This is a genomic window from Achromobacter sp. ES-001 (assembly GCF_019448355.1).
GTDB lineage: Bacteria > Pseudomonadota > Gammaproteobacteria > Burkholderiales > Burkholderiaceae_B > Achromobacter > Achromobacter spanius_B.
Window position 1 is genome coordinate 1,273,078 of record NZ_CP079940.1, and the last position, 11,824, is coordinate 1,284,901.

Consider the following 11,824-nt stretch of genomic DNA (forward strand, 5'->3'; position numbering starts at 1 on the left):
GCAGCGAAGCCCGCAATTCTACAGGAATTTTTTCTTGTGTGTAAAGGGGGTGCGAAAAAATCTTTGAAGGGAGGCATCGCACGCTTCCGGTGGTCGCGATCTTTGCCCAGAATCCTTCCATTCGCGCTGCGCGCCTTCGGCCTTCCCCCATCATCCCCAGCCGGCATCCTGTTCCATGGACCTGATCCTTATCCTTCTGCTTGCCGCCGTGTTGTGCGTGCCGATCACCCAGCGGCTGGGGCTGGGCGCCATACCGGGCTACCTGATCGCGGGCGTGCTGATCGGGCCGTCCTGCCTGAAGCTGGTGACCAACGTCGACACCATGATCAACGTGTCGCAATGGGGCGTGGTGATGATGCTGTTCATCATCGGACTGGAACTGTCGCCCAAGCGCTTGTGGGCCATGCGCAGCGAGGTCTTTTTGCTGGGCACCTTGCAGATGCTGGTTTGCGGCCTGCTGCTGGGCCTGGTGTTTGGCGCGGCGCTGCGGCATCTGGCCGGTATGGGATGGCAGGCTGCCGTGCTGTGCGGCTTGTCGCTGGCGTTGTCGTCGACGGCGGTGGCGCTGCGGCTGCTGGATGAGCGCACGTTGACCCGCACGCCGCTGGGGCGATCGGCCCTGGGGGTGCTGCTGTTTCAGGACATGGCAGCCATTCCGATGTTGGTGGCGGCGGGGCTGCTGGGCTCCGACGGCACGTCGGCCCCGTCTTTCAAGGAAGCGCTGGTGGCCGTGGCGGTGGTGACGTTGGCCTATCGGCTGCGCCTGCTGGGCTGGGCCGCCAAGGCGCAGCTGCAAGAACTGTTCACGGCGGCCGCGCTGTTGATGGTGGTGGGCGCCGCGCAGTTGTTCGACTACGCCGGCCTGTCAGCCGGTCTGGGCGGTTTCCTGGTGGGCGTGTTGATGGCGGAATCGCGCTATCGGAACGACCTTGAAAGCGCCATCGAACCCTTCAAGGGGCTGCTGCTGGGCCTGTTCTTCCTGGCCATCGGCATGTCCGTCAACCTGAAGGTGGTGGCCGACCACTGGTCGTTCATTCTTGGCGGCGTGGCGGCTTTGCTGGTCGTCAAGGCGCTGGTCCTGTATGGGTTCGCGCGATTTCTGGGCTTGCCGCGCTACCACCGGCTGCTGTTCGCGATGGTGCTGGCCCAAGGCGGCGAGTTCAGCTTCGCCATCTTCAACGAAGCCTGGGACAACCACCTGGTGAATCTTGAACAGCGCGATGTGCTGTCCGTCGTGGTTGCGATTTCGATGGGCGTGGTGCCGGTGCTGATCAAGCTGCTGGAGCGCGTGCCGGAGAACCGGGGCGGCATGGCGGATCTGCCCGGCGCTGCGCAGACGGCGCCTTCGCCGGAGTCGGAGCCGTTGTCCGGTTCTTCAGCTGACACGTCGACAAGCGTCTCGGCAAGCGCCGCGGCAAACACGCCCGCAAGCCCCTCGACAACCCCCTCGGCAACCCCCTCGGCAACCCCCGCCGACAGCCCCCCTCGCGCTTGACCCCGCACGGCGTGGGGTCATGGCATGATTGCCGTCTTGTTGGGCGGCTACACTTGTCTCCGCTCTGCTTTTCGACCCCACGGTCACCCCACCGTCACCCCCGCCAGACCCCAGGAGAATGCGCATGCTTAAAGGAAAAGTCGCCCTAGTCACCGGTTCCACCAGCGGCATCGGCCTGGGTATCGCCACGGCCTTCGCGCAGCAAGGCGCCGATATCGTCCTGAATGGGTTTGGCGAGGCCGCCGAGATTGAAAAAGTGCGCGCCGGCCTGGCCGACAAGCATGGCGTGAAGGTCGTCTACGACGGCGCCGACCTGTCCAAGGGCGACGCGGTGCGCGGCTTGGTCGAGAACACGGTGCGCCAGCTGGGCCGCATCGACATTCTGGTCAACAACGCCGGCATCCAGCACACCGCGCTGATCGAGGATTTTCCCGCTGAAAAGTGGGACGCCATCCTGGCGCTGAACCTGTCCGCCGTGTTCCACGGCACCGCCGCCGCGCTGCCCCACATGAAGAAGCAGGGCTTTGGCCGCATCATCAATATCGCGTCGGCGCATGGCCTGGTCGGGTCGGCCAACAAGTCGGCCTATGTGGCGGCCAAGCATGGCGTGGTGGGCTTCACCAAAGTCACGGCGCTGGAAACGGCCGGGCAGGGCATCACCGCCAATTCCATCTGCCCGGGCTGGGTGCGCACCGCCCTGGTGGAAAAGCAGATCACCGCGCTGGCGCAAAAGAATGGCGTCGACCAGGAAGCCGCCGCGCGCGAACTGTTGGGCGAAAAGCAGCCGTCGCTGCAATTCGTGACGCCCGAGCAATTGGGCGGCACCGCCGTGTTCCTGGCCTCGGACGCCGCGGCGCAAATTACGGGCACGTCCGTTTCGGTCGATGGTGGCTGGACGGCGCGCTGATAAAGGAACTACGAATGTTGTTTTTGCTTTCCCCCGCCAAGAAGCTGGACTACGACTCGCCTTTGCATATCGAGACGCACACCCAGCCGCTGTTCGTGGATCAGGCCGCCGGCCTGATCAAAGTGCTTAAGACCAAGTCCGCCGAAGACATCGCCGGCCTGATGAGCCTGAGCCCGGCGCTGTCGGAACTGAACGCGCAGCGCTATGCACACTGGAAGCGCAGCTTCACCCAGACCAACTCGCGCCAGGCCGTGCTGGCCTTTAACGGCGATGTGTACGAAGGGCTGGACGCCTCCAGCCTGTCGGCCAAGCAGCTGGACTGGGCGCAAGAGCACGTGGCCATCCTCAGCGGCCTGTACGGCGTGTTGCGGCCGCTGGATCTGATGCAACCGTATCGCCTGGAAATGGGCACGCGGCTGGAAACGCCCAAGGGCAAGAACCTGTACGAGTACTGGGGTTCGACCATTGCGGACTATTTGAACGAGCGCCTGGAAGGCAAGAAGGCGCCGGTCATCGTGAACCTGGCGTCCGAGGAATATTTCAAGTCAGTTGACTTGAAGACGCTGAAGGCGCGCGTGGTGCAGTGCGTGTTCCAGGACTGGAAGAACGGTGCCTGGAAGATCATCAGCTTTCACGCCAAGCGGGCGCGTGGGTTGATGGCGCGCTACGCGATCCAGCACAAGGTGACCAAGCCCGAAGGCTTGCAGGGCTTTGACCTGGAAGGCTACGCCTACGACGCCTCGGCATCGACGGACGACAAGCTGGTGTTTCGCCGCAAGCTGGCGGATTGATGCTGTGATGCTGTGATGCGGTGATGCGTGGACGGCGTGGTCCGTCGACGCCGTCATCAGTCGACGCGGTAAGCGCGCGGTTGACGTGAGTACTGTTCCACGTCTTCGCGCGCTTTGCCCGTCTTGCGGGTTACCGATACCTTCGGCTTCAGGCCGCCGCCGCCAGCGGCGGTGCGTGCGTCGGGTCAGCCAGCGCCTGCAACTCCTGGCGAATCATGTGCGAGGCCTTCAGCATCTGTTTCAGCGGATAGGCCAACGCCGCCTGCTCTCCGGATGTGTCGAACTGCGTGGGCAGGGTGGTGGCGATCTGCGGGCGCTTTTCGTCCAGCAGGTCGACCATGCCGTTCATGGCAAGCTGCACCGCCTCGGGCGTTTTGGGCAGCGCGGCCAGGATGGGAATCGCCGCCGTGATCTGTGATGCCAGCACGTGGTTCTGGATCAGCAGGTTATTCAATTCCGGCACGCTTTGCTGGTGCGACTTTGGCTCGCTCATCATTCGATAGAACGCTTCGGCGAAGTTGCTGAACGCAATGTGCACGTTCTTGCGCGCCAGCCGCCAGGCCAGGTCGGCGTCGATGACGGCGGGCGTGTCGGCGGCGGATGTGGCAGTGGGGCTGGCGGCGGGGGATGCAGGGGTTGTGCCGGCAGTCGTGGCGGCATTCGTGGCGGTAGCTGTGGTCGCGTTTGACGGCGCGCCATGCGCCTGCATGGCTTCCACGTAGCGCAGGCCCGCAACCAGGTACTCGCGGTTGGCGCGCGTGGCGGCGGCGGCCAGCGGCTTCAGGTAGCGCGCTTCCCACCACGGCAGGATGTAGCTGCATATCAGCGCCAGCGCGCAACCCAGCAGCGTGTCGATGGCGCGTTCGCCAATCACCGACATCGACACCGTGCCCGGCGACACGAAGTGGAACACCAGCACCACGAAGAGCGTGTTGAATATGGCGCTGGCCATGTAGTTCAGCTGCACCAGGCTGTTGCCCATGATGCAGGCGCCCAGCAGCACGGCGAACAGGATCTCGGGGCTGTCGGTCAGGTTGAACAGCAGCAGGGCGCAGATGCAGCCGATCAGGGTGCCGCCCAGGCGCCAGCCGTTGCGTTGCCGCGTCAGCGCGAAGCCGGGCTTCATGATGATGACGATGGTCAGCATGATCCAGTAGTTGTGCGCGGAAAACTCCGGCGACAACCAGCGGCTGGCCAGCGTCATGGCAATGGCGGCGGCGGCCGTCACGCGCAGCGCGTAGCGAAAATGGGGGGAATCCAGCCGCAAGTTGCTGGTCAGGAGCCCAAAGCGGAATTCCTGCCGCGAGATGAATCGCGTCAACGACTTGTTGATGCGCAAGACGTCGGTGGGCTTGGCGTCGGGCGATGCCGCCGTGTGGTCGGCCAGGCGGTCCACGATGCGGGCCGAATTGCGCAGGCGGCGCAGCACCTGGATGATCAGCGCCAGCATCTCGGGTTCGCGTTCGCCCAAGCCTTGCTGTTTCAGCTGTTCGATTTCGTATTCGATGGCGCGCAGCTCGGCCTTGGCGCTGCTGCGGTATTGCACCGGGCGGCCGCGCGACACGTCCAGCGCGATGCGATTCAATTCCAGCGACATCTTGACCAGCGCGTCACGCATGAACATCAGGCAGTCGTTGCCGGCCAGCGTGCGGCGCAGCGACGCGTAGTCGGTATGCGTGGCAACCAGCGTGTCCAGCAATTGCAGCATGTCCACGAACATGTTCCAGATCATCACGCGCTGGCGGTCACCCACGCCCTTGCCGCGTGGCAGCGCGCGCAGCACCATGTCGCGCGCGGCCTGGTGCTTTTCCGTCATGATGGACTGGCGCTGGATCAGTGCGCGGTAGGCCTCGTCCAGGTCGGCCGTTTCGTCGTAGAAAGCGGCGCGAGCGGCCACGTAGTCGGCGGTGGCGAACAGCGCCACCGACATGGCCTGCTGTTCTTCGCGCAGCCAGAACAGGCGCGAAAAGCCCAGGCTGAAGACCACGTAGAACAACGCGCCGCCCAGCGTCGCGGCGGCATGCGCCAGCACTTGGTGCGGCTCCAGCGGCGAATGCATGGTCAAGGTCATCAGCAACAGGCCGGCAAAGCCGATCAGCCCGCCGCGCTTGCCGAACACCGTGAACATCGAATAGACAAAGCACTGCGCAATCACCACCAACCAGATCAGGACGGGGTTGCTGGAGGCCAGGCCGGTAATGATGACGGTAAGCGTACCCAGCGCCGCGCCGCCCAGCATTTCGTTGGTGCGATGGCGCTGCGGCCCGCCCGGCTGGTCGATGATGGCCAGGCACTGCGCGCCAAACGTGGCGACCAGCCCGGTGGTGTAGTTGCCGAACAGCCCACCCAGCACCAGCACGGGCAACAGCATGCCAACCCCCTGGCGCACCCCCCCGAAGAAGTAGTGGCTGTAAAGGAAGCGGCGGATGCTGGCGATGCGCAAATCCATGGGGGCGGGGCCTAATTCTCGCGATGCGGCAAGTATATAGATGCGCCCGCGAGTTAGGGCCTTTCCCCGCCGGGCCGCCCCAAGGGGAAAGCTGCCCCCCTTGGGGGGCAGAGAGCGCACGAAGGGCGCGAAGCGTGGGGGCCCCTTTTTCCGCTGGGCCGCCCCAAGGGGAAAGCTGCCCCCTTGGGGGGCAGAGAGCGCACGAAGGGCGCGAAGCGTGGGGGCCCCTTTCCCCGCTGTGGCCGGCCCAGGGGGCAATGCTGCCCCCGTGGGCGGCATATATTCTGGGGTCGGATGGTTGCGGGACTTTCTCGCAATTTGCCTTGCATCGCGCGTGCAACGGTCGCTTCACGCCGATTTGCTACCTTTGACGCAACGCGGTAAATTCCATCTCTTGCGCCGGTCTGCCTATCCGATACCGGTGCGTTGAGGCGGATGGTAACGGGTCACCTCCCCAGCCATCCCGCCGCAGTGATACTTGCTGTTGGCCGCGCCACAAGCGTGTGTTGCCAAAGCTTCCATTTCGACCTCCAGCGTCCCCCAGGGGCGTTTGCACTGCGTTCTGTCGAGCGTGTGCCGGGTCGGCAGGGTGTCCGGGTGGCGTGGCTCCGTGAGCCGCTAAGCGCCGGATCATGTTGTCGTAGCCGGTATGGGTTCCGTTGCCGCCGTATCCGGGCGAGCAGCAGTCAGGGTTGCAGGGCCGGTACTGAAAGGAAATACAACATGGAAATGAATGGCGCCGATATCGTCGTGCGCTGCCTGGCCGATGAGGGCGTGGAACACGTTTTCGGCTATCCCGGCGGCGCAGTGCTTTACATCTACGACGCGATCTTCAAGCAAGACAAATTTCAGCATATCCTGGTTCGTCACGAGCAAGCCGCCGTGCACGCCGCCGATGCCTATTCGCGCTCGTCGCAAAAGGTTGGCGTCTGCCTCGTGACCAGCGGCCCGGGCGTGACCAATGCCGTCACCGGCATCGCCACCGCCTATATGGATTCCATCCCCATGGTCATCATCAGCGGGCAAGTGCCCACTGCGGCCATCGGCGAAGATGCGTTCCAGGAATGCGACACCGTCGGCATCACGCGTCCCTGCGTCAAGCACAACTTCCTGGTGCGTGACGTCAAGGACCTGGCCGAAACCATGCGCCGCGCGTTCTATATCGCGCGCACGGGCCGCCCCGGCCCGGTGCTGGTCGATATCCCCAAGGACATCACCGTCGCGCAGTGCAAATACACGCCGCCCAAGGGCGAGATCTCGATGCGTTCCTACGCGCCCGTCAACAAGGGCCACCAGGGGCAAATCAAGAAAGCCGTGCAGATGCTGCTGGCCGCCGAACGGCCGATGATCTACACGGGCGGCGGCGTCATCCTGTCGAACGCCGCGCCCGAGTTGAACAAGCTTGTGTCGCAACTGGGTGCGCCTTGCACCAGCACCCTGATGGGCCTGGGCGGCTACCCGGCCAGCAGCGGCCAGTTCGTGGGCATGCCCGGCATGCACGGCACGTACGAAGCCAATATGGCGATGCAGCACTGCGACGTGCTGCTGGCCATCGGCGCGCGTTTCGATGACCGCGTGATCGGCAACCCCAAGCACTTTGCGCAAAACGCCCGCAAGATCATCCATATCGATATCGATCCGTCGTCGATCTCCAAGCGCGTGCGCGTGGACGTCCCGATCGTCGGCAACGTCAAGGATGTGCTGGCCGACCTGTCCGCCCAATTCGAAGTGGCGGCCGCCGAGCACAAGCCCGCGTCCATCACCAAGTGGTGGGAGCAGGTGGAAACGTGGCGCGGCAAGGAATGCCTGAAGTTCGCCAACTCGGACGAAGTCATCAAGCCGCAGTACGTGGTGGAAAAGCTGTGGGAAGTGACGGGCGGCGACGCCTTCGTCACGTCCGACGTGGGCCAGCACCAGATGTGGGCGGCCCAGTACTACAAGTTCGACAAGCCGCGCCGCTGGATCAACTCCGGCGGCCTGGGCACCATGGGTGTGGGGCTGCCGTACGCGATGGGCGTGCAGATGGCCAACCCTGGGCACGACGTTGCCGTCATTACCGGCGAAGCGTCGATCCAGATGAACATCCAGGAACTGTCGACCTGCCATCAATACCGCCTGACGCCCAAGATCGTCTGCCTGAACAACCGTTTCTTGGGCATGGTCCGGCAATGGCAGCAGATCGATTACGGCTCGCGCTATTCCGAGTCCTACATGGATTCGCTGCCCGACTTCGTCAAGGTGGCCGAGGCCTATGGCCACGTGGGTCTGCGCATCGAGCGTCCGGCGGATGTCGAACCCGCGCTGCGCGAAGCCTTTGGCAAGCACAAGGAACGCCTGGTCTTTCTGGACTTCATCACCGACCGCACCGAAAACGTGTGGCCGATGGTCAAGGCCGGCCGTGGGCTGACCGAAATGCTGCTTGGCTCTGAAGACCTGTAAGGAGGCCACCATGAAGCACGTGATTTCCGTCCTCCTCGAAAACGAACCCGGCGCGCTGTCGCGCGTGGTGGGGCTGTTTTCCGCGCGGGGCTACAACATCGAAACCCTGACCGTGGCGCCCACCGAGGATTCCACGCTGTCGCGCATGACGATCGTGACGACCGGTTCCGATGAAGTCATCGAACAGATCACCAAGCACCTGAACCGCCTGGTGGATGTCGTTAAAGTGGTGGACCTGACCGAAGGCGCCCACATCGAGCGCGAGCTGATGCTGGTGAAGGTGCGCGCCGTTGGCAAGGAACGCGAAGAGATGAAGCGCATGGCGGACATTTTCCGCGGCCGCATCATCGACGTGACCGACAAGTCCTACACCATCGAATTGACCGGGGTGCAGGAAAAAGTACAGGCCTTCCTGGAAGCCCTGGACCGCAGTGCCATCCTTGAAACCGTACGCACCGGCGTGTCCGGCATCGGACGCGGTGAACGGATTTTGAAGATTTGACCGGCCTTCCAGGCCACGCCACACCCTACATCTGAATTAATCGAATATCCAAAATACTGGAATCTGGAGCACAACCATGAAAGTTTTCTACGACAAAGACTGCGATCTGTCCCTCATCAAAGGCAAGACCGTTGCCATCATCGGCTATGGTTCGCAAGGCCATGCGCACGCGCAGAACCTGCATGAATCGGGCGTGAAGGTCATCGTCGGCCTGCGCAAGGACGGCGCTTCGTGGAACAAGGCCGCCAACGCCGGCCTGGAAGTCAAGGAAGTGGCTGATGCCGTGAAGGCCGCCGACATCGTCATGATGTTGCTGCCCGACGAGAACATCGCTTCGGTCTACAACAAGGAAGTGCACGGCAACATCAAGGCCGGCGCCGCCCTGGCTTTCGCCCACGGCTTCAACGTCCACTACGGCCAGGTCGTGCCGCGCGAAGACATCGACGTCATCATGATCGCCCCGAAGGCCCCCGGCCACACGGTGCGCAACACGTACAAGCAAGGTGGCGGCGTGCCCCACCTGGTGGCCGTGTACCAGGACAAGTCGGGCGCCGCGCGTGACGTGGCTCTGTCGTACGCCAGCGCCAACGGCGGCGGCCGTGCCGGCATCATCGAAACCAACTTCCGCGAAGAAACCGAAACCGACCTGTTCGGCGAACAAGCCGTCCTTTGCGGCGGTACCGTCGAACTGATCAAGGCCGGTTTCGACACGCTGGTGGAAGCCGGCTACGCGCCCGAAATGGCGTACTTCGAATGCCTGCACGAACTGAAGCTGATCGTCGACCTGATCTATGAAGGCGGTATCGCCAACATGAACTACTCGATTTCGAACAACGCTGAATTCGGCGAATACGAAACGGGTCCGAAGATCGTCACCGACGAAACCCGCAAGGCCATGCGCCAGTGCCTGACGGACATCCAGACCGGCGAATACGCCAAGAAGTTCATCCTGGAAAACACCGCCGGCGCCCCGACGCTGACCTCGCGCCGCCGCATCAACGCGGAATCGCAGATCGAGCAAGTGGGCGGCAAGCTGCGCGCCATGATGCCCTGGATCGCCGCGAACAAGCTGGTGGACAAGTCCAAGAACTGATCGACGTCCGGTGCGGGGCTGGCCCCGCGCCCCGTCCTCAAAGACGGCATGCTCGCAAGGGCGTGCCGTTTTTTTATGGCCTTTTCGTCAGGCACGGCTCTTGCTCTGTCCCGCAAGCGGGGCCATATGAGTTAATCTTTCACAGTCCGTTGTAAGTTATTGAGACTATGCCCAATTTTTCCATGCGCGATTCCGAGAACCGCCACCGAAGCATCTACTTGCTGCCCAACGCATTCACCACCGCGGCGCTGTTCGCGGGGTTCTATGCCGTCGTGCAGGCCATGAATGATCGCTTCGAAGTCGCCGCCATCGCCATTTTCGTGGCGATGGTGCTTGATGGCATGGATGGCCGCGTCGCCCGGTTGACCAATACGCAGTCTGCCTTCGGCGAGCAATATGATTCGCTGTCGGATATGACGTCGTTCGGCGTTGCGCCCGCGCTGGTCATGTACGAATGGATCTTGAACGACCTGGGCCGCTGGGGTTGGCTTGCCGCCTTCGTCTATGTCGCCGGCGCCGCGCTGCGCCTGGCACGCTTCAATACCAATATCGCCGTCGTCGACAAACGCTATTTCCAAGGCTTGCCCAGCCCGGCGGCCGCTGCCTTGGTTGCCGGCTTCGTCTGGCTGGCTGTCGATAACAAGCTGCCGATCCATGACAGCCTGATGGCCTGGGTGGCCTTTACGCTGACCATGTACGCCGGCATCACCATGGTGTCGAACGCGCCGTTCTTCAGCGGCAAGAGCTTTGCGCTGGGCCGCAGCGTGCCGTTCTGGGGCATCTTGCTGGTGGTGGCCGTGTTCGTGTTCGTGTCCAGCGATCCCCCGGTGGTGCTGTTCGGCCTGTTCGTGCTGTATGGTCTTTCGGGCTGGGTCATGTGGGCGTGGCGCTGGAATAAGGCGCGCCGCCTGACGCAAGAGCGTCGCGGGCAGTCATCCTCCTGACCGCTGTCGGTATTACTTACCGCTTACACAAAACCCGCCAGTCGGCGGGTTTTGTATTTCATCTTTGACGTTTGACGTTTGACGTTTGGCGTCGGGCGATTATTGCCCGGACACCTTAGCGCCACATGAACCTTTCATCGTCATACATCGGGTCCGGGCCAGGATGGAAGTGCGTCAGCTTGCTGCCGTCGCGGCTCATGTAGACGTACATCAGCGAATTCCAGACGCCGTTTTCCTTGTAGCGATACGACCACACGACTTCGCGCTTTTCGCCCAGCCCTGCCTCTTCGATGCGGGCGGGCGGGCCAAATTCACAGCGCACCCGGTCCGGCCCCCAATCGCCGACTTCCAGCACCTTGAAGTGCGCGTCCGTCAGCAAAGGCACGACAGGACCCACGCGCCCATCGGTGCCCACGTTGGTGCCCCAGGCAAATTGCCCCATCGGCTGCTGGGTCCAGATGACGCGTTGCCCGCCGCCCGCTTGCGGGCAGGTGTAATTGGGCTTGCCAAACTGGGTCAACACATCGGCGTACGGGGTGCCGGGCGGCACCTGGGCCAGGTTCGCGCAGGCGGCCAGGCCGGTCAGGGCCAGGGAGGCGAGGGTGATGCGGGCTGTTCTGTAATATTTAGACATCTATTGCTCCTCTAGGCGCCGTGGGCGCTTGCCGGCCTCTGCCGAACAGGCGAAACCGTCTCTGGGGTAATTCTAGCGTTTCAGCTATAATCACCGAGCTTTATCAAACGTATTGATTGATTTTGCAAGATGCTTTGCGCCGGCAGTCCGGCTGCACGGTAGCCGAAAGCGGCCACTTTGCAGCTATTGAAGCAGCAGTGAGAAAGCAAAAACGCTTATCGCCGGGTCTTACGCAAAATTTTCCCAACCACGTCAGGGCACCTCGGCCCTGTCGCATGTCCGAAGAGGTCATCAATGTCTGTAGCTGACATCAAGAAATCCGATATCGTTGCGCAGTTCCAACGCGCTCAAGGCGATACCGGCTCCCCCGAAGTTCAGGTGGCTCTGCTCACCGCCCGTATCAACGAACTGACCGGTCACTTCAAAGAACACATGAAGGACCATCACTCGCGCCGCGGTCTGCTGCGTATGGTCAGCCGTCGCCGCAAGCTGCTCGACTATCTCAAGGGCCGCAATCCCGATTCGTACCGCGCTCTGATCGAAAAACTCGGTCTGCGCAAGTGATCGACG

10 protein-coding genes are annotated in these 11,824 nt (G+C 62.8%); 8 read left to right on the plus strand and 2 right to left on the minus strand.

Going from position 1 to position 11,824, the window contains the following annotated elements:
* Positions 1-175: 175 nt before the first annotated feature.
* From KYT87_RS05700 to yaaA, 3 genes are all read left to right on the plus strand, one after another.
* On the plus strand, positions 176-1,495 hold the full coding sequence (locus KYT87_RS05700) for a cation:proton antiporter (protein WP_219991817.1): 1,320 nt from the start codon (positions 176-178) through the stop codon (positions 1,493-1,495).
* A gap of 124 nt (positions 1,496-1,619) precedes the next feature.
* Complete coding sequence (locus KYT87_RS05705; RefSeq protein ID WP_046807010.1) at positions 1,620-2,402, plus strand: 3-hydroxybutyrate dehydrogenase; 783 nt, start codon at positions 1,620-1,622, stop codon at positions 2,400-2,402.
* Positions 2,403-2,416: 14 nt separating this feature from the next.
* On the plus strand, positions 2,417-3,193 hold the full coding sequence (gene yaaA, locus KYT87_RS05710) for a peroxide stress protein YaaA (protein ID WP_046807011.1): 777 nt from the start codon (positions 2,417-2,419) through the stop codon (positions 3,191-3,193).
* Positions 3,194-3,341: 148 nt separating this feature from the next.
* Here yaaA and KYT87_RS05715 read toward each other — a convergent pair whose 3' ends face one another.
* Positions 3,342-5,642 carry an FUSC family membrane protein gene (locus KYT87_RS05715; protein ID WP_219991818.1) on the minus strand — a complete coding sequence of 767 codons (2,301 nt, stop codon included), beginning with the start codon at positions 5,640-5,642 and terminating at the stop codon, positions 3,342-3,344.
* A 723-nt stretch (positions 5,643-6,365) separates the two neighbouring features.
* Here KYT87_RS05715 and KYT87_RS05720 point away from each other — a divergent pair.
* From KYT87_RS05720 to pssA, 4 genes are all read left to right on the plus strand, one after another.
* On the plus strand, positions 6,366-8,081 hold the full coding sequence (locus KYT87_RS05720; RefSeq protein ID WP_046807013.1) for an acetolactate synthase 3 catalytic subunit: 1,716 nt from the start codon (positions 6,366-6,368) through the stop codon (positions 8,079-8,081).
* Positions 8,082-8,091: 10 nt separating this feature from the next.
* On the plus strand, positions 8,092-8,583 hold the full coding sequence (ilvN, locus tag KYT87_RS05725; protein WP_006223608.1) for an acetolactate synthase small subunit: 492 nt from the start codon (positions 8,092-8,094) through the stop codon (positions 8,581-8,583).
* Between the two features lie 76 nt (positions 8,584-8,659).
* On the plus strand, positions 8,660-9,676 hold the full coding sequence (gene ilvC / locus KYT87_RS05730) for a ketol-acid reductoisomerase (RefSeq protein ID WP_046807014.1): 1,017 nt from the start codon (positions 8,660-8,662) through the stop codon (positions 9,674-9,676).
* Positions 9,677-9,843: 167 nt separating this feature from the next.
* Entirely contained in the window at positions 9,844-10,620 is a 777-nt protein-coding gene (gene pssA / locus KYT87_RS05735) for a CDP-diacylglycerol--serine O-phosphatidyltransferase (RefSeq protein WP_046807015.1), read from the plus strand.
* A 115-nt stretch (positions 10,621-10,735) separates the two neighbouring features.
* Here pssA and KYT87_RS05740 read toward each other — a convergent pair whose 3' ends face one another.
* Positions 10,736-11,254 carry a lipoprotein gene (locus KYT87_RS05740; protein WP_046807016.1) on the minus strand — a complete coding sequence of 173 codons (519 nt, stop codon included), beginning with the start codon at positions 11,252-11,254 and terminating at the stop codon, positions 10,736-10,738.
* A gap of 294 nt (positions 11,255-11,548) precedes the next feature.
* On the opposite strand from KYT87_RS05740, the gene rpsO reads away from it, so the two are divergent.
* A complete protein-coding gene (rpsO, locus tag KYT87_RS05745) occupies positions 11,549-11,818 on the plus strand; it encodes a 30S ribosomal protein S15 (RefSeq protein WP_006223612.1) in 270 nt (89 codons plus the stop codon).
* Positions 11,819-11,824: the final 6 nt, after the last annotated feature.